This is a genomic window from Aliiroseovarius sp. YM-037 (assembly GCF_048060095.1).
Classification (GTDB): domain Bacteria; phylum Pseudomonadota; class Alphaproteobacteria; order Rhodobacterales; family Rhodobacteraceae; genus JBLUOA01.
On record NZ_JBLUOA010000001.1, the window covers coordinates 1,361,973 to 1,378,173 of the forward strand.

Consider the following 16,201-nt stretch of genomic DNA (forward strand, 5'->3'; position numbering starts at 1 on the left):
GCAAGCGATTTTAGCCGGATGGCCGATCTATGGGGTGACAAATCGCGTGTCGCCGCGTTTAGTGGCGCCGAATATCGGATGATCGGATCAGGAGGGCGCGACTATGGACATGGGCATCAGAGGGAAAAAGGCGCTGGTTTGCGCGTCGTCCAAAGGGCTTGGCCGCGGATGCGCGGAGGCATTGGCCGCCGAAGGCGTCGATCTGGTGATGAACGCCCGCACTAAAGGCCCGCTGGAGGAGGCGGCGAAGGAAATCGGATACGCACACGCGGTCACGGTCACGCCGGTCGCGGCGGACATCACGTCCGAGGAGGGGCGGGCAGAGGTTCTATCGGTCGCTGGGGATGTCGATATCCTGGTCACCAACGCGGGTGGACCGCCGCCGGGGATGTGGACCGACTGGGATCGCGACGATTTCGTCAAGGCGCTGGATGCGAACATGCTGACGCCGATCGCGCTGATGAAGGCGCTGTTGCCAGGAATGATCGACCAGGGCTGGGGCCGGGTCGTGAACATCACCAGCGTTTCGGTCAAGTCACCGATCGCGGTGCTGGGCCTGTCGAATTCCGCCCGTGCGGGGCTGACGGGCTACGTCGCCGGAACCTCACGCCAAGTGGCGGAACACGGGGTCATCATCAACAACCTGCTGCCGGGGATTCATGCGACGGACCGGGCCGTATCGCTCGACAACGGGGCAGCGGATGCCGACGGTATTTCGGTGGAGGAGGCGAAAGCGCGGCGCGAAGCGACGATCCCGGCGCGCCGCTATGGAACGCCCGAGGAATTCGGTGCAGCCTGCGCATTCCTGTGTTCCCAACACGCCGGATTCATCGTTGGCCAGAACATCCTGCTTGATGGCGGCGGGGTGAACACGACACTTTGAGGGGTGCCAAACTCGGCCCGATCGACGCGGCCCGAAGGGTTGCGGGGGCTTCTGCGGGCTGATATGGCCCTTAATAGTTGAGCAATTCACTCAGGCAGGACCAAAACCCCGTGAACGCCGTCACGCCCCGCTTGGAAACCCGCAATTTGATGCGTGTGTATGATGGCCGCGCGGTGGTCAACGACGTCTCGCTTTCGGTGATGCCGGGGCAGGTGACGTGCCTGCTTGGGCCGTCGGGCTGCGGCAAATCAACGACTCTGCGCCTGATCGCGGGCGTCGATATGCAAGACAGCGGCGAGATTTACGTCGACGGCAAGCTGATCTGCGACACCATCTATCGCGTCGCACCGGAAAACCGATCCATCGGGCTGATGTTTCAGGATTTCGCGCTGTTTCCGCACCTGACAGTTGCGCAGAACGTGGCGTTTGGGCTGAAGGGAAAGGGCGGTGACAAGGATAAACGAGTGCGCGACCTTTTGGGCCGTGTCGGGATGGCGCATTTCGCGGACAGCCATCCGCACCAGCTTTCGGGGGGCGAACAACAGCGCGTTGCGTTGGTTCGCGCTCTGGCCCCGCGCCCGTCGATTATGCTGATGGATGAACCGTTCTCAGGCCTTGACGATCGATTGCGTGACGACATCCGCGACGAAACGCTCGCCGTGTTGAAAGAAGAGGGGACGGCGGTGCTGCTTGTCACCCACGAACCGGCTGAGGCGATGCGCATGGCCGATGAAATTGCCCTGATGCGCGACGGGCGGATTGTGCAGCAGGGGGCGCCCTATAACCTTTATAACACCCCCGTCGACCGCAGCGCGGCGGCGTTCTTTTCCGATGTGAACGTGATCCGCGGGCGGGTCGAAGGCGCGTTGACGGAAACGCCGTTTGGTCAGTTCCTCGCCCCCGGCGTGCCGGATGGCACCGAGGTCGACATCGTATTCCGGCCCCAGCACGTAAAGATCGACTTTGACCGTGGCGGGCATGGCCCGAACCCGACGCCGACCGATGGCGTGCCCGCAAAGGCCGAGGTTATGCGCGCCCGTTTCATGGGGCATGAAAGCCTTGTTGAGTTTCGGATGGACTTTGACGGATCCATCCTGAAAGCCACGGTTCCATCTGTGTTTCTGCCGCAACCCGGCACAACGCTTTGGCTGACGGTGCGACGGGATCGCTGCTTTGTCTATCCGGCGCGCGACGCGGCGGAATAGCGGATAAATTTCAAGAAAGATCGCCGCAGGGCAGCATTTGTGATGGATTGGCACTATGATTCCGTTACCGAACTTCATACATATGTTGGCGGAATACCGCGGGGCGGCGTCAGCCAAGCCGCCCGCTTAGGGAGTTAAGACTATGCTGAACAATATTGGCCTTCCGGGCCTTCTGCTGATCGCCATTGTTGTGCTCGTGCTTTTTGGGCGCGGCAAGATCTCTTCGCTGATGGGCGAAGTAGGCAAGGGTATCACCGCCTTCAAACGCGGTGTTGACGACAGCAAGAAGGAAATCGAAGAGGCGGCTTCCGACGACGCGCGCGACGTGACGCCAGAGTCGGAAAAAGACAAGGCGTGATTGCCTGTCTAAGCTGCAGGTAAGCCCTCATGTTTGACATCGGCTGGACCGAATTATTGGTCATCGGCATTGTCGCGCTGATTGTGGTCGGCCCGAAGGATTTGCCCGGCATGTTCCGCACGCTGGGCCAGTTTACCGGTAAGGCCAAGGCGATGGCGCGCGATTTCCAGCGTGCGATGAATGAGGCCGCGGATGAGGCGGGCGTCAAAGACGTGCAGGATACGCTGCGCAGTGCGACCAATCCAAAAGCGATGGGGCTTGATGCGTTGAAAGACGCAACGACCGGTGATTGGGTCAAAGATCCGACCGGTGAAAAGTCGGCGGAAAAGAAACTTGGGCCGGAAACTGCGAAGTTGGCCGCCGAACGCTCCGAAGCAGCCGCGAAGATTCGCGAAGCGACGGCTAAGAAGGCGACAGAGCGGAAAGCGGCAGAGGATGCGGCGAAATCCGACGGTGGGGCCAAGGCCAAACCGGCAAAAAAGCCAGCGGCGAAGAAGGCACCTGCAAAGACAGCGACCAAGACAGCGGCGAAGTCCGCGGCGAAGAAACCCGCCGCGAAAAAGCCCGCGGCCAAGAAACCCGCAGCCAAAGCGGCCGCCAAGAAGCCGACCACCGCAAAAAAGCCAGCGGCAAAAAAGCCGGCGAGCAAAGCAAAACCTAAAGATGGCGCCGCATGACCGACGAGATTGAAGACAGCTCCGCCCCTCTGATCGAGCATTTGGCAGAGCTTCGGACGCGGCTGATCCGATCGCTTTTGGCGTTCGTCGTCGGGATGATCATCTGTTTCGCGTTCTGGAATCCAGCGTTTAATTTTCTGACCCAACCGCTATGCAGCGCACTGGCAGAGCGGGGGCAGGACAGCTGCGGACTTGTTCTGATCAAATTGCAAGAGGGGTTCTTCGTCGCGATCTCAATCTCGCTTCTGGGCGGTTTGGTGCTGTCGTTCCCCTATGTCGCGTTTCAGCTTTGGCGATTCGTGGCGCCGGGCCTTTATCGGTCAGAGCAGGGCGCGTTCCTACCGTTCCTGATCGCATCGCCGTTTATGTTCTTCCTCGGCGCGGCTTTCGCGTTTTATGTGGTCACCCCGCTGGCCTTCGACTTTTTCCTTGGCTTCCAGCAGCCCGGCTCCCTGACCGGAGAGGGGCAGGCCGAAAGCTCCGCCATTTCCTTCATGGGCTCGGCGCAGGAATATCTGGGCCTGACGATCAAGTTCATCGTCGCCTTCGGCCTCTGTTTCCAACTGCCGGTCTTGCTGACCCTGATGGGCAAGGCGGGGCTGGTCAGTTCTGAAGGCCTCGGCAACATGCGCAAATACGCGGTCGTCTGTATTCTGGTCCTCGCGGCATTGGTGACGCCCCCGGATGTCATCACGCAGGTGATCCTATTTGTGGTGGTCTATGGCCTTTACGAAGTGTCGATTTTCCTCGTGCGCCGTGTTGAAAAGCAGCGCAACGATCGCCTGCGTGAAGAAGGTCTGCTTGACGAAGAGGATGACGAGGCCGAAGCATGAGCGATGCGGCGCTGAAACGGATCGCCGACGCGCTTGAGCGGATGAACCCGCCCGCCGCCGCCGCCCCCGATTTTGACGCCGCAGATGCCTTTATCTGGCACGTCGCGCCGGATCATCTTGCCCCGGTTCAAGAGGTTAACCGCGTCGCGCTCGACCTGCTGCTCGGCATCAACCGCGCCCGTGACACTTTGCTGGAAAACACGCTACGGTTTGCATCAGGGCTGCCTGCCAACAACGCGCTGCTTTGGGGCGCGCGTGGCATGGGAAAATCGTCGCTGGTGAAGGCGATCCATGCAGAGGTTCTGGCGCAAGGCCACGCCCTGAAAATCGTTGAGGTCCAGCGCGAGGATTTGCCGTCCATCGGACGGCTATTGTCGCTGTTGCGGGCTTCGGACGCGCGGTTCCTGCTTTTTTGCGACGATCTGTCGTTCAGCCATGACGACCAGCATTACAAATCGCTGAAGGCGGTTCTGGATGGCGGGATCGAGGGGCGGCCCGAGAACGTCGTGTTCTACGCGACCTCCAACCGCCGCCACCTGATGCCGCGCGATATGATCGAAAACGAACGCTCCACCGCGATCAGCCCGTCCGAGGCGACGGAGGAGAAAGTATCGCTGTCCGATCGCTTTGGCCTGTGGCTCGGGTTTCATCCCTGCGATCAGGACGAATATCTTGCGATGATCCGCGGCTACTGCGCGGCCTATGGCGTCAAGATCGACGACGCCACGCTGGTGCAGGAAGCGATTGAGTGGCAGGCGACGCGCGGCAGTCGGTCAGGCCGGGTCGCGTGGCAGTATTTCACCGATCTTGCCGGACGGAACGGCGTTCAGATTTAGCGGCACCGCCCCTCAGGAAAGGGGCGGAAGGCATCGCGCCTCAAACGCGCGCAGGCTGCGGATCGCTTTCGCGCCAAACCGGCTGGGGTCATCCGCGATTTCCGGGAATAGCGTCAGTAGTTCTTCGCGGGCGGCGTCGCCGACGGCGCCTAACGTAACTTCGCCGAGGAACAAGCTCTCGGTCGGAATTCCCTCGGAATAGATGATCCGATGCTGGTCGAGCAGCAGGTGGAAATACTGGATATACCCGCCCGGGCGGCGGTAGATCCTGTCGCCATCGACGAGGTCAATGGCGCGGACAAGCACCTCTTCCCGCGCAAAAAACAGTTCGGCCCGCCAATCAGAAATCACAACGCCATGCTGTGGCGACACCACAAGATCGCGGGTGTTGCCGAGCGTGCCTTTTGAGATCACGACCGGCGCAAGCTTGTCGATTGCCGGAACCGTTGTGCTGCCGATCCAACGGATTGCTTGCAGCCCCGCATCAGCGGTCAGAACCCTGTCGCCGACGGCAAGATTTTCGATCGGCTGCGGGCCACGTTCGGTTTCGATCAATGTGCCGGAGGCAAAACAAACGGCCGTGCCACCAAGGTCGTTGTGCGAGCGGGAGCTCCAGTTCTTGACGATCCCGTCAACGGTGAGGTTGGTGTTGGGCGGCGGGGGAGTTCCAAGGAAGACAAGATAGTATCCGTTTTCCGTTGTTCCGCCGATGGCGTCACTGTTGTCGAGGTCGACGTCAATCACCGCAATTTCGTAGGTGTTGCCGCCACCCGAGACCTCGAAGGCGTAGTCGTAGATGACCTGCCGATCGGTGCCGTCGATTTCGACCGTCTGCGCGCCAGCGGCGCCGATCTGCAACTGGGGGCTTATCTGTTCGTTGGAGTCGCTCGCGTCGCCGTTGAAGTTGACCGCGTTGTGGTCCGCTTCCTTGACCGCGAAATTGGTCGTCGTGCCCGTCCAACGCCATGTTGAACCAGTCGCCGGACCGAACGCGTAATTTACACTGCTGCCGTTCACCGTGCTTTGCGATCCAAAGATCGCGTTGTCGTAACCGAAAAATATAGGCATCTTGAAATCTTAGTAGTTCATAATCGTTAACGCACTGTTCTCAAAAGATAAACGCGCCGTAAAGCTGCGGCGCGTCTACCCGTTTTGAAAGACCTAACTGGTCTGGAACGTCAGTTCAAGAGTGGCATAGGGTCAACTGCGTCAAGACCGCGTCTGACCTCAAATCGCATGAAAGATGGATCGCCGGATCGCACTTTTGCGAACTGCTGACCGCGACTGACAGAATCCCCTTTGGACACAGTGATGTCCGAAATATTCGCATAAACAGTCAGCAGGTTGTCGGCGTGGCGGATCACCAGAACCGGCACTTCGTCGGTGTTTTGGGTGATCGCGGCGACAGTGCCCGCCTCGGCGGCCTTCACGGCGCTACCCGCGCTCGCTGCGATGTCGATGCCGCTGTTTTGACCGGCGGCGTAGGGGCGGATGATGTTGCCGCTGACCGGGAATAGAAGCGCCCCGCCGCCAGAGGCTTCGGTCCGTTCGGTGCCAAGATCCGGGCTTTCGGGCGCTTCGATCTCGGCCACCGGGGTTGTGTCATCCTCGGGTAACGGTTCTGACGCGCTTGGTGGTGTCGGGGTCGGGCTGCCTTGGCCCGGCGCGGACGTGGTTTCGCGCGTGGGGGCAGGGGCCGATTGCGAGGCGACCGGAATCAGCAGGAACTGCCCTTCGCGCACCATCAGATCGGCGCCGAGGCCGTTCCATTCGGCAAGCGACTGCACGGAAACTCCGTAACGGCGAGAGATCGAATAAGCGGTTTCGCCCCGTTTGACCTTGTGGCGTGTCGGCTCTTCACCCGTTTGCACGCTCGGAGAGGCCGCGGCAGTTCTCGTCTGCGGTGGGGTCTGGCCGATCACGCGCGGTTGCGACGGATCGGGGCCGCGATCGATAGCATTCCCGGCAAGAGTCTGGACATCGATCTGATCGGCAGGGCGGATCGGTCCGGTGGCGATTGCTCCGGTCGCCGGGGATGGCTCCGCCACGCGGGTTGGCAGCGCGACGATCTCGCCAGAGCGCAGCGGCGTATCCGGGGAAATCCCGTTGTAGCGGCCAAGCTCTTCGGCGTTGACGCCAATCCGGCTGGCGACGCCGCGGATCGTTTCATCCCGCTGGGCGACGACGACCTGATAATTCGGGTAGGAGATGACGCCCCGGTTGTCTGGGGTCGGGCGCGGGGCCGTCACCTGTCTGACAGCTCCGCTGGTATCGAAGCCGTTGAAATTGTCGCGCATGTCCAGGTCAAAGCCGCCGTCACACGCCGCGAGACCGCCGAGAGCCGTGCCAACAAAGAGTGCGCGGGCCAGTTTTGGGGATGTTTTTACCATTGCTCGATCCTCATACCAGGGCTTTTGGCGCCCCTTTGGGTGTTACTATACTACTCTTTTCCCAATCCTTCTAGTAAAGGGACAAAGCGCACGGGGCGAAGTTCGTCATAATCGAAACCATCGTCGGTTCGGGTCACTTTTATCAGGCTTTGCACGGCGTCGGATTGACCGACCGGCAGCACCATGATTCCGCCAACCCTGAGTTGAGCCAGCAGCGGCCCCGGCGGGTCTTCGGCAGCGGCGGTCACAAGGATACGGTCAAACGGCGCCTGATCGGGCAGGCCGTGGCTGCCATCGCCGGTGATGACCGTGATATTGGGCAGGTTCTGGCATTCAAAAACCTCGCGCACCTCGTTTACAAGGCGGCGGTGGCGTTCGACGGTGTAAACACGCCGGGCCAGAACGCTGAGGATCGCGGCCTGATAGCCGGAGCCTGTGCCGACCTCCAGCACCTTATCGCGGGGCTGCACGTTCAGCGCCTGCGTCATTAGGCCAACAACCGAAGGCTGACTGATCGTCTGGCCGCAATTGATCGGCAGGGGCATGTCCTCATACGCGCGGTCGGCGAAAAGGCCGCGCACGAAGGCGCCGCGGTCGATCTTTTCCATTGCGGTCAGCACCCGCTTATCGGTCACGCCTTTTGAGCGAAGCTGGTATAGAAACTGCATTTTCCGCTCAGCGTCGCTCATTTCGCGAAGGCGTCCTTGAGGGGCTGGATTTGGTCATGCGCCGTAAGGTCTGCCCGCATCGGCGTGACGGAGATATAGCCGTCAAGGTTTGCTGCTGCGTCGGTACCTTCAGCGGTGGGCGTGTGCTGAGGGCCGCCTTTGATCCACAAAAACTTGCGGCCCGAAGGGGAATGATGCGGCTCAACCGTGAAAAAGCAATCACGGCGGTAGCCTTGCGTCACGATCGCGCTGCCCTTGACGTTTGCCCCGGCGACCGGGGGGAAGTTCACGTTGTAAAAAAGGCGGTAGTCTTCGTCGCTTTCAAGGCCCGAGGCGAGGATTTTGCGCACGACCCCAGCGCCATGCTGCGCAGCGGCCTCATACGGGTTGTCTAGCTTGGCGTTGCCGGGGCCGTAGAATTGCGACAGGGCGATGGCGGGAAGACCCTGCAGCGCCGCCTCCATCGCGCCGCCGATCGTGCCGGAATAAAGCGTATTCTCGGCTGAGTTATTGCCGCGATTGACGCCCGACAAAACAAGGTCGGGCTTTGCGTCGGTCATCACATCGTAAAGCCCTGCCAACACGCAATCGGCGGGGGAGCCTTCGGCGGCAAAGCGACGTTCGCCGAGCTTCGCGATCATCATCGGGTGGGTGTAGCTGATGCAATGCCCGACACCGGATTGTTCAAATGCGGGCGCGACGGTCCACACCTCGCCGTCCGGGCCGGCGATCTCTTCCGCGATGGTTTGAAGCACGGCAAGACCGGCTGCATTGATGCCGTCGTCATTGGTGATGAGGATGCGCATGTTTCGCCTTTTTACCGCTCTTCATCGTTCAATAGTAGAGCGATGGGACGGGGGCAAGTATTGAGCGTCCAAAGGCGGAAAACCTATGCTGGGCGCGTCGCAAGATAGCCGCAGCTAATGCGGGACGGCGGGCCGCTTGCGTGGGGGCAGACGGTGGTCCGATCAAACCCCGCGTCGGTCAGCATCGCAGTGACCTCGTCCGGGCGATAGGCCGCGTTGCCCCAGCGCCAACGGACCAGCGCAGTGCACCAATGCGGCTGGCTGACCGCGAGGATCAGGCCGCCGCCGGGCCGCAGCCGGTCGAACAACCAGCTAAGCGAGGCGACGGGATCATCTGTGTGTTCGATGACGTGGCCGCAAAGCACCCGGTCATATTGGGCCGTGACCTTTGGCGTGCCGAGCGGGCCTTCGAGGCAGCGCTCGGTGTTGGGCACGGTCCGGGCGGCCTCGGTCAGCATATCGGGGGACAGGTCCAGCAGATCGAACCGCGGCGGCACATCCGCCTGTTCCGCGAACGCACGTGCCAAGGCGCCGGTGCCGGTCCCGGCGTCTAACACGTGTTCTGTCGTCGTGATTGGGTGGTGTTGAAGCGCCCGATCCGCCAACGCCTGGTAGGATTCTGCGTAGCCAAGACGGTCGATGCCGGCCTGCCATCCCTTCGCCGCACGGTTATAGAGCGCTGCAATCGCGCCATTGCCCGTCGCGCGGGAAGAGGGGAGGATACGCCGCATGGCCTGCTGTCCTTTGGGATACCCGACGCTAGGGCGTGGGGTGCGGACCGTCAAGGAAAGCGCGGTTCAGGCAAGGGCAGATAGCAGGCGCGCGGCCTCTGCATGGGGATCGGCGAGGGGGGCGCGATCTTCGCCGGGGAAGAAGCGGGCACGTAGGCTGGTCGGCATCGGTTTCGGTTCAAGGATCGTGACACGCGGACCCGTCTTCACGGTTTCGGCTTGCCAACTGCGGGCCAGCGCCATCTGCGCTGTCTTGGTTGCGCCGTAGCTGCCGAAGAATTTTTCGCCCGCGCGGGTATCGTCGAAGAACACTGCCTGACCCTCGCGCCCAAGCAGCGGTTCGACGTAGGCAATCAAGCGCTGTGCGGCGATGGTGTTCGTCGCAAGGCTCTTGTCGAAATCCTTGGTGTCCAAATGGCTGGTCGGCGAAAGCGGTGCCCCGTGGATTGCGGTGTGAAGCCAAAGGCTGACCCCGCCCCAGCGATCATGGGTCGACTTGCAAAGATGCTGCATCGCCCCGTCATCGGTGATGTCGAGCGGGGCGAGCGTCGCGCTACCGCCCTGCGCTTTGATCCGGTCGTCAAGCTCCTCAAGCGCGCCAGTGGTGCGGGCCACGGCGATGATGTGGTGCGTCGGGGCAAGCGCCTCGGCCAAGGCCGCGCCAAGCCCGCGCGAAGCGCCAGTGATCAGGGCGACGGTTTGCGTGGATGGGTCTGGCATAAGATTAGTGCCTCCGGCGGGAGTATTTCGGGCAAGATGAAACGGGGTGTCGCGCTATTCTGCGGCCTTCAGTTCAAAGCCCTTTTCGATCATGTCGGCGGGGCGCACCGGATATTCACCGGAGAAACAGGCATCGCAATATTGCGGGCAGTCGGATTTGCGGCCCTCAGCCTCACCCACGGCGCGGTAGAGGCCGTCGAGCGAGATGAATTTCAGGCTGTCGACGCCGAGGTGGGTGCGCATTTCTTCCTCGCTCATCGTGGCGGCGAGCAGTTTTTCGCGTTGGGGCGTATCGACCCCGTAAAAGCAGGGCCACGCGGTTGGGGGGGAGGCGATGCGGAAGTGGACTTCGGCAGCGCCCGCGTCGAGGATCATTTCCTTGATCTTGCGGCTGGTGGTGCCGCGCACAACGCTGTCATCGACGAGGATCACCCGCTTGCCCTTGATGAGCGCGCGATTGACGTTCAGTTTCAGGCGCACGCCCATGTTGCGGATTTGCTCGGTCGGCTCAATGAATGTCCGGCCCATGTATTGGTTGCGGATGATGCCCATCGCATAAGGGATACCGCTTTCCTGGCTGTAGCCAATCGCGGCGGGGGTGCCGCTGTCCGGCACCGGGCAGACGATATCGGCGTCAACCGGGGTTTCGCGGGCGAGTTCCACACCGATCTGGCGGCGGGTTTCATAGACGGATTGACCGCCGATGATCGAGTCGGGCCGCGAGAAATAGACGTGTTCAAAGATGCAGAACCGCGGGGTTTTCGGGTCGAAAGGTTGATAGCTTTCGATGCCGTCTTCGGTGATGACGACCATTTCGCCGGGTGCGATTTCGCGCACATACTCTGCCCCAATGATGTCGAGCGCGCAAGTTTCCGAGCTGAGCGCGTAGCCGTCACCGATTTTACCAAGCACCAGCGGCCGCACGCCAAGTGCATCGCGCACGCCGATCAGCTTGGTGCGGGTCATTGCGACGACGGAAAACGCGCCCTCGACGCGGCGGAGCGCGTCTTTCATCCGTTCGGGGATGTTGCGTTGCAGGGAGCGTGCCATCAGGTGAATGATGCACTCGCTGTCTGACGAGCTTTGGAAGATCGACCCGCGATCAATCAGTTCGCGTTTGAGGGAGTCAGCATTGGTGATGTTGCCATTATGGGCAATCGCCGCGCCGCCCATCGAGAATTCACCGAAGAACGGCTGCACGTCGCGGATCACAGCACCTTTGGACCCGGCGGTCGAATAGCGCACATGCCCGATGGCGAGCGGGCCGGGCAGGGTGTCCATCAGGCTTTGCTTGGTGAAGTTGTCGCGGACATAGCCGAACCGACGGGCAGAGTTGAAACCGTGTTCCGGGTGGTGAGAAACGATGCCGCCTGCCTCCTGTCCGCGATGCTGGAGGGCGTGCAGGCCAAGGGCTACGAAATTGGCAGCGTCGGTGACCCCGATCACGCCGAATACGCCACACTCCTCCTTCAGTTTGTCGTCGTCGAAGGGGTGACTTGGGGGCATGTCTCGCATCTTGGCAGCGGCTCCGAATCCCATAGCGCAGAGTGTGGCCCCGTCATAGAGGACGGGGCCGGGGATGTCATCAGAGTTTCACGGTGGTGTGTTATTCGGTTGTGCTTGGCGCTTGCTGGATTTGCGGCGCGTCGCATGTGCTGACAAAACTGTCGAAGCGTTGGCGCAGCCAGCCGGGCACATCTTCGGGCACTTGTTCTTCCAGGTCGCTTTGGAAGCTTGCGAAGACCTTTGCGGTGCGGCTGTCGTCAACCATCGGGATCGTATCGTCGGTCACGACAAAATCATAAGCAACCAGCGCTACGACAACCAACAGCACGCCGCGCACGACGCCAAACAAGAAGCCGATACCCTGATCGATCCCGCCAAGGACGGAGCGTTGCACAAGGCTCGCGAACAAAGGCGTAAAGATCGACATGACGATCAACCCGATCACCATCACCACAGCAAAAGACGCCAGCAGCGATAGTTCACACTGATCGCCGATGAAATCACCAAGGATCGGAACCGTGTTCAGGATCGGGCGAATCTGGTCCGCAAAAAGGTAGCCGAGGATCGCAGCAGCGATCCAGCCACCGATCGACAGCGCCTCGCGCACGAAACCGCGGGAATAGGCCAGAAGGGCCGATAGAATGATCACGACGGCAACAACGCCATCAATAATGGTAAAGCCTTCCATGCCTTTACTCCTGCTCAGGGGGCTATCCGGCCCCGAAGATATCCCCCACAAACGCAGTCAAGTCGGGCATTTGTATGACCTTCATCCCCGTCTGCGTTCCCATTTTGCTGCGCGTCGGCGCAATAGCGCCTGAAAAACCAAGTTTTTTTGCTTCTTTCAACCTGCTTTCGGTCTGTCCGACGGGCCGCAACGCTCCTGATAAGCTAATTTCGCCAAAAACCACAGTATCCGGAGGCACGGCGGTATCTTCGCGGGCGGAGAGTAGCGCAGCGGCCACAGCCAGATCGGCGGCGGGTTCCGAGATTTTCATGCCACCGGCGACATTTAGATACACATCAAGCCCCGCGAAGGGGATGCCACAACGCGCTTCGAGCACGGCGAGAATCATCGCAAGCCGCCCGCCGTCCCAGCCAACGACCGTTCGACGGGGCTGGCTGAGGGGGGAGGGCGCGACGAGTGCCTGCAACTCCACCAGAACCGGGCGCGTGCCTTCGATTCCGGCGAAAACCACCGATCCGGGGCTGGCTTGGCCACGTTCCGACAGGAACAGGGCGGAGGGGTTGGTGACTTCGGACAGACCCGCGCCGGTCATCTCAAACACGCCGATTTCGTCGGCGGGGCCGAAGCGGTTCTTCACGGCCCGCAAGATACGGAACTGATGGCCGCGTTCGCCTTCAAAATAAAGCACCGTGTCGACCATGTGTTCGACCACGCGGGGGCCGGCGATCTGGCCGTCCTTCGTCACGTGGCCGACCAGAACAACCGCGACGCCGCGCCGTTTGGCGAAACTGGTCAATTCATGCGCCGCCGCGCGGACCTGGCTGACCGAACCGGGGGCGGAGCCGACATTGTCCGCCCACATCGTCTGGATGGAATCGATGATCGCGATGTCGGGCTTTTCGGCCTCTAGCGTCGTCAGAATGTCGCGCAGGTTGGTTTCGGTGCCGAGTTTGACGGGCGCGTCCGCAAGGCCAAGGCGTTGGGCACGCATTCGGACTTGTGCGCTCGCCTCTTCACCCGAAATATATATGGATTTCAGTCCATTGCGGGCAAAACTTGCAGCAGCTTGCAGCAGCAGCGTCGATTTCCCGATCCCCGGATCGCCGCCGACGAGGATGGCAGACGACGGGACGAGCCCACCGCCCAGCACGCGGTCAAGCTCTGCAATGCCGGAGGTCGTGCGCGGGGGCGGGTCTTCGGCAGTGGCAAGATCGCTCAGCGGCATGGCCGAGCCGCGCGCGCTGCCGAGCGAATTCGACGCGGGGCCGGTGCTGAGCGGTTTGTCCTCGACAATCGTGTTCCATTCGCCGCAGGCATCGCACCGCCCGGACCATTTCTTGTGCTCGGCCCCGCAGGCATTGCAGGAGTAGATTTTCGCTTTCGCCATGAGGTGTTGTGACCCGTTACCGCTTGGCCGTCAAATGGCTAATCGCGATCGACAGAAGGATACATCCGGTGAACAGGTAAAGCCCCCAGGCGGTTTCGACCGTCGCAAGGCCGACACCCTTCACCACGACGATGTAAAGTGCGATCAGGAACACATCCGCCATCGCCAGCTTGCCAAGGATTTCCAGCACCGGGAGCACCTTGCGGCGGAGATAGCCGAAATGGATCAGCGCGAGGCCGATGGTCTTCATATACGGCGCGAAAATCGCGAGGAACGTGACGAGAAGCGCGAGGATCACGTCGGAATCCCACAGGCTTTGCAGGCCGGTGATGACGGAGATTTCTGAGAGACCGAAGAGGGGGAGGAGGCCAGCGCGGAGCAGAGGCGCGAACCACGAGATCGGGAAGGCGATGAGGAGGGCGAGGTTGAGGAGGCGGAGGGTCATTGGTTTGCTGCCGATTTTTCGGGTCGCCAAGACCGTTTCTCATCATCCAGAACAGATTGCAGAACGTCAATAATACGGGAGATAGCAACAGGGTCAGGGAGCGAATGGCCGCCTAGAACTGGATAGCGCGTTGCAAAAGGACGATCATACAGCCGATTAAGTAAATCGAAATGGATGTGATACCCCCTATACATTGCCTCGACGTCAGCTCTTGGTTGCTTATCATTTAGCTCGAACAAAGGCGTCGGCGGCGACAGATCTGCTAGTGACGCATTCACCTTCTCGCATAGAAGGTCGTCATTCAGCGTTTCGAATAACTCTCGAAGATCATGAGTTTTTTAACTTCGCCGCTTCTGCATACGTGTAGTCCCTTCAGCGCCGTCTCAAGAGAGACACCAAGTAGATGCGCCAGAGGATGAAAAACCAAGAACTTATCCCAGTAAAATTCGTTTTGGTCTGCAAACTCGTTGTTCCAAATGACGGAGAATGCGCGATAATAGCTTTCGCTAATCTCTGCGAACAATATCGGGCTGTCACTTTCGCGTGGATCGCATTGTTTGGACCGCGGCATCACCTCACCGCCTCAATGGGCCCCTCGGCGCGCCCCTGAATAAACTGTTCCAGATACGGATCACCCGACGTATCCATATCCGCCACGGGTCCGGTCCATTGGATCACGCCGTCGTGCAGCATCGCGACCTTGTCGGCGATGGCGCGGACGCTGCTCATGTCGTGCGTGATGGTCATGGCGGTTGCGCCCATTTCCACGACAATTTCGCGGATCAATTCGTTGATAACGCCTGACATTATCGGATCAAGCCCGGTTGTCGGCTCGTCGAAAAAGATAATCTCGGGCTCTGCCGCGATGGCGCGGGCAAGGCCGACGCGTTTTTGCATCCCTCCGGACAGTTCGGCGGGGAACAGGTCCGCGGTTTCGGCTTTCAGTCCGACCCGGCGGAGTTTTTCGATGGCGATATCGCGGGCTTCGACCTTCGGGCGGGCGAGCGAGCCGCGCAGCAGGCGGAAGGCGACGTTTTGCCAGACCGGAAGGGAGTCAAACAGCGCGCCCCCCTGGAACAGCATCCCGAACCGGGCGAGGAAGGCGTCACGCTCGGCGGTGGTCACGTCCTCTCCGTCAAGGGTGATGGTGCCGCTGTCGTGGACGACAAGGCCCAGAACGCTTTTCAGCAGCACGGATTTCCCGGTGCCCGATCCGCCGATGATGACCATGCTTTCGCCCTTGGGGATCGTCAGGTTGACGCCCCTCAGAACCCTGTTCGACCCGAAGGCCTTGTGAACGTCCGAAAGCTCTATCATGCCGAGAAAAACAGCTCCGTCAGTAGGTAGTTCGCGGCGAGGATCATGACGGCCGCAGCGACGACCGACGCCTTGGTCGCCCGACCCACGCCCATCGCACCCCGCCCGGAATTCATGCCGTAAAAGCAGCCCATGAGCGCGGCGATGAACCCGAACGCCGCCCCCTTGGCGAGGCTTGAGACGATATCGAGCGCTTCGATGAAATCCACGGTGTTTTGCAAGTAGACGGCAGCGTTGAACCCCAGCCGCCCGGTTCCGACGATGAAGCCGCCCATGACGCCGATGATGTCCCCGACCCCGACCAGAATAGGGACAGCGACCAGCGCGGCAAGCACACGCGGCACAGTCAGGTATTTCATCGGGTGGGTGGAGAGGGTCACGAGCGCGTCGATCTGTTCCGTCACCTTCATCGTCGCGATTTCGGCGGCGATGGAGGATGTGACGCGGGCGGCAATCATCAGGCCGACCAGCACGGGACCAAGTTCGCGCACCATGCCGATGGCGACGATCTGGGGCACGACAGCTTCGGCGTTGAAACGGGCACCGCCGGCGTAGATTTGCAGAGCCAGCGCTCCCCCGGTGAAAAACGCCGTGAGGCCAACGACCGGAAGGCTGAAATATCCAATTGTTAAAAGGGCATGGCCGAATTCTTTGAAGTAGAACGGCGGTCGAAACATATGGCCGATTGTTTGCCCGGCAAAGATCGCAACCCGCCCGATGGCCGCCAAAAACATCATGGTAGAGCGCCCAA

General features: G+C 60.9%; 18 protein-coding genes. 6 read left to right on the top strand and 12 right to left on the bottom strand.

Features of this window, described 5'->3' with window-relative positions; all coding sequences use genetic code 11:
• The first annotated feature begins 103 nt into the window (after window positions 1-103).
• The 6 genes from ACEWPJ_RS06715 (at window position 104) to ACEWPJ_RS06740 (ending at window position 4,792) form a co-directional block, all read left to right on the top strand.
• Window positions 104-883, top strand: coding sequence for an SDR family oxidoreductase (locus ACEWPJ_RS06715; RefSeq protein ID WP_416511888.1), 780 nt, complete (start codon window positions 104-106; stop codon window positions 881-883).
• A gap of 149 nt (window positions 884-1,032) precedes the next feature.
• Window positions 1,033-2,088, top strand: coding sequence for an ABC transporter ATP-binding protein (locus tag ACEWPJ_RS06720; RefSeq protein WP_416511889.1), 1,056 nt, complete (start codon window positions 1,033-1,035; stop codon window positions 2,086-2,088).
• Between the two features lie 142 nt (window positions 2,089-2,230).
• On the top strand, window positions 2,231-2,446 hold the full coding sequence (locus ACEWPJ_RS06725; RefSeq protein WP_416511891.1) for a twin-arginine translocase TatA/TatE family subunit: 216 nt from the start codon (window positions 2,231-2,233) through the stop codon (window positions 2,444-2,446).
• Window positions 2,447-2,475: 29 nt separating this feature from the next.
• On the top strand, window positions 2,476-3,123 hold the full coding sequence (gene tatB, locus ACEWPJ_RS06730; protein ID WP_416511893.1) for a Sec-independent protein translocase protein TatB: 648 nt from the start codon (window positions 2,476-2,478) through the stop codon (window positions 3,121-3,123).
• Window positions 3,120-3,956, top strand: coding sequence for a twin-arginine translocase subunit TatC (gene tatC / locus ACEWPJ_RS06735; protein WP_416511895.1), 837 nt, complete (start codon window positions 3,120-3,122; stop codon window positions 3,954-3,956). Before tatB ends, tatC begins: the two co-directional genes overlap by 4 nt.
• Window positions 3,953-4,792: an ATP-binding protein gene (locus ACEWPJ_RS06740; protein WP_416511896.1), complete on the top strand. Its 840-nt coding sequence runs from the start codon at window positions 3,953-3,955 to the stop codon at window positions 4,790-4,792. The genes tatC and ACEWPJ_RS06740 overlap by 4 nt, the downstream gene beginning before the upstream one ends.
• Window positions 4,793-4,804: 12 nt before the next feature.
• Here ACEWPJ_RS06740 and ACEWPJ_RS06745 read toward each other — a convergent pair whose 3' ends face one another.
• From ACEWPJ_RS06745 to ACEWPJ_RS06800, 12 genes are all read right to left on the bottom strand, one after another.
• On the bottom strand, window positions 4,805-5,860 hold the full coding sequence (locus ACEWPJ_RS06745; RefSeq protein WP_416511898.1) for a Hint domain-containing protein: 1,056 nt from the start codon (window positions 5,858-5,860) through the stop codon (window positions 4,805-4,807).
• Between the two features lie 110 nt (window positions 5,861-5,970).
• Window positions 5,971-7,182 carry a LysM peptidoglycan-binding domain-containing protein gene (locus tag ACEWPJ_RS06750; RefSeq protein WP_416511900.1) on the bottom strand — a complete coding sequence of 404 codons (1,212 nt, stop codon included), beginning with the start codon at window positions 7,180-7,182 and terminating at the stop codon, window positions 5,971-5,973.
• Window positions 7,183-7,232: 50 nt separating this feature from the next.
• Complete coding sequence (locus tag ACEWPJ_RS06755; protein ID WP_416511902.1) at window positions 7,233-7,871, bottom strand: protein-L-isoaspartate(D-aspartate) O-methyltransferase; 639 nt, start codon at window positions 7,869-7,871, stop codon at window positions 7,233-7,235.
• Window positions 7,868-8,656, bottom strand: a complete 789-nt coding sequence (gene surE, locus ACEWPJ_RS06760) for a 5'/3'-nucleotidase SurE (protein WP_416511903.1) — start codon at window positions 8,654-8,656, stop codon at window positions 7,868-7,870. Before surE ends, ACEWPJ_RS06755 begins: the two co-directional genes overlap by 4 nt.
• 83 nt (window positions 8,657-8,739) lie before the next feature.
• Window positions 8,740-9,387 carry a class I SAM-dependent DNA methyltransferase gene (locus tag ACEWPJ_RS06765; RefSeq protein WP_416511904.1) on the bottom strand — a complete coding sequence of 216 codons (648 nt, stop codon included), beginning with the start codon at window positions 9,385-9,387 and terminating at the stop codon, window positions 8,740-8,742.
• Between the two features lie 66 nt (window positions 9,388-9,453).
• Complete coding sequence (locus tag ACEWPJ_RS06770) at window positions 9,454-10,107, bottom strand: SDR family NAD(P)-dependent oxidoreductase (RefSeq protein ID WP_416511905.1); 654 nt, start codon at window positions 10,105-10,107, stop codon at window positions 9,454-9,456.
• 54 nt (window positions 10,108-10,161) lie between these two features.
• Window positions 10,162-11,613, bottom strand: a complete 1,452-nt coding sequence (gene purF, locus ACEWPJ_RS06775; RefSeq protein WP_416511907.1) for an amidophosphoribosyltransferase — start codon at window positions 11,611-11,613, stop codon at window positions 10,162-10,164.
• Window positions 11,614-11,713: 100 nt separating this feature from the next.
• Window positions 11,714-12,301, bottom strand: a complete 588-nt coding sequence (locus ACEWPJ_RS06780; protein WP_416511909.1) for a CvpA family protein — start codon at window positions 12,299-12,301, stop codon at window positions 11,714-11,716.
• Window positions 12,302-12,323: 22 nt separating this feature from the next.
• A complete protein-coding gene (radA, locus tag ACEWPJ_RS06785) occupies window positions 12,324-13,688 on the bottom strand; it encodes a DNA repair protein RadA (RefSeq protein ID WP_416511910.1) in 1,365 nt (454 codons plus the stop codon).
• 16 nt (window positions 13,689-13,704) lie between these two features.
• A complete protein-coding gene (locus tag ACEWPJ_RS06790; RefSeq protein WP_416511912.1) occupies window positions 13,705-14,133 on the bottom strand; it encodes a paraquat-inducible protein A in 429 nt (142 codons plus the stop codon).
• Between the two features lie 570 nt (window positions 14,134-14,703).
• The gene (locus ACEWPJ_RS06795) at window positions 14,704-15,450 is read right to left on the bottom strand and encodes an ABC transporter ATP-binding protein (RefSeq protein ID WP_416511914.1); all 747 of its coding nucleotides are present in this window, start codon (window positions 15,448-15,450) and stop codon (window positions 14,704-14,706) included.
• Window positions 15,447-16,187 carry an MlaE family ABC transporter permease gene (locus tag ACEWPJ_RS06800; RefSeq protein WP_416513015.1) on the bottom strand — a complete coding sequence of 247 codons (741 nt, stop codon included), beginning with the start codon at window positions 16,185-16,187 and terminating at the stop codon, window positions 15,447-15,449. Before ACEWPJ_RS06800 ends, ACEWPJ_RS06795 begins: the two co-directional genes overlap by 4 nt.
• Between the last annotated feature and the right edge of the window lie 14 nt (window positions 16,188-16,201).

Excerpts from the sequence above, each read along its gene's own strand:
- ACEWPJ_RS06715 (WP_416511888.1), top strand. The coding sequence starts at position 104 with ATGGACATGGGCATCAGAGGGAAAAAGGCGCTGGTTTGCGCGTCGTCC.
- ACEWPJ_RS06720 (WP_416511889.1), top strand. The coding sequence starts at position 1,033 with ATGCGTGTGTATGATGGCCGCGCGGTGGTCAACGACGTCTCGCTTTCG.
- ACEWPJ_RS06725 (WP_416511891.1), top strand. The coding sequence starts at position 2,231 with ATGCTGAACAATATTGGCCTTCCGGGCCTTCTGCTGATCGCCATTGTT.
- tatB (WP_416511893.1), top strand. The coding sequence starts at position 2,476 with ATGTTTGACATCGGCTGGACCGAATTATTGGTCATCGGCATTGTCGCG.
- tatC (WP_416511895.1), top strand. The coding sequence starts at position 3,120 with ATGACCGACGAGATTGAAGACAGCTCCGCCCCTCTGATCGAGCATTTG.
- ACEWPJ_RS06740 (WP_416511896.1), top strand. The coding sequence starts at position 3,953 with ATGAGCGATGCGGCGCTGAAACGGATCGCCGACGCGCTTGAGCGGATG.
- ACEWPJ_RS06745 (WP_416511898.1), bottom strand. The coding sequence starts at position 5,860 with ATGCCTATATTTTTCGGTTACGACAACGCGATCTTTGGATCGCAAAGC.
- ACEWPJ_RS06750 (WP_416511900.1), bottom strand. The coding sequence starts at position 7,182 with ATGGTAAAAACATCCCCAAAACTGGCCCGCGCACTCTTTGTTGGCACG.
- ACEWPJ_RS06755 (WP_416511902.1), bottom strand. The coding sequence starts at position 7,871 with ATGAGCGACGCTGAGCGGAAAATGCAGTTTCTATACCAGCTTCGCTCA.
- surE (WP_416511903.1), bottom strand. The coding sequence starts at position 8,656 with ATGCGCATCCTCATCACCAATGACGACGGCATCAATGCAGCCGGTCTT.
- ACEWPJ_RS06765 (WP_416511904.1), bottom strand. The coding sequence starts at position 9,387 with ATGCGGCGTATCCTCCCCTCTTCCCGCGCGACGGGCAATGGCGCGATT.
- ACEWPJ_RS06770 (WP_416511905.1), bottom strand. The coding sequence starts at position 10,107 with ATGCCAGACCCATCCACGCAAACCGTCGCCCTGATCACTGGCGCTTCG.
- purF (WP_416511907.1), bottom strand. The coding sequence starts at position 11,613 with ATGCCCCCAAGTCACCCCTTCGACGACGACAAACTGAAGGAGGAGTGT.
- ACEWPJ_RS06780 (WP_416511909.1), bottom strand. The coding sequence starts at position 12,301 with ATGGAAGGCTTTACCATTATTGATGGCGTTGTTGCCGTCGTGATCATT.
- radA (WP_416511910.1), bottom strand. The coding sequence starts at position 13,688 with ATGGCGAAAGCGAAAATCTACTCCTGCAATGCCTGCGGGGCCGAGCAC.
- ACEWPJ_RS06790 (WP_416511912.1), bottom strand. The coding sequence starts at position 14,133 with ATGACCCTCCGCCTCCTCAACCTCGCCCTCCTCATCGCCTTCCCGATC.
- ACEWPJ_RS06795 (WP_416511914.1), bottom strand. The coding sequence starts at position 15,450 with ATGATAGAGCTTTCGGACGTTCACAAGGCCTTCGGGTCGAACAGGGTT.
- ACEWPJ_RS06800 (WP_416513015.1), bottom strand. The coding sequence starts at position 16,187 with ATGATGTTTTTGGCGGCCATCGGGCGGGTTGCGATCTTTGCCGGGCAA.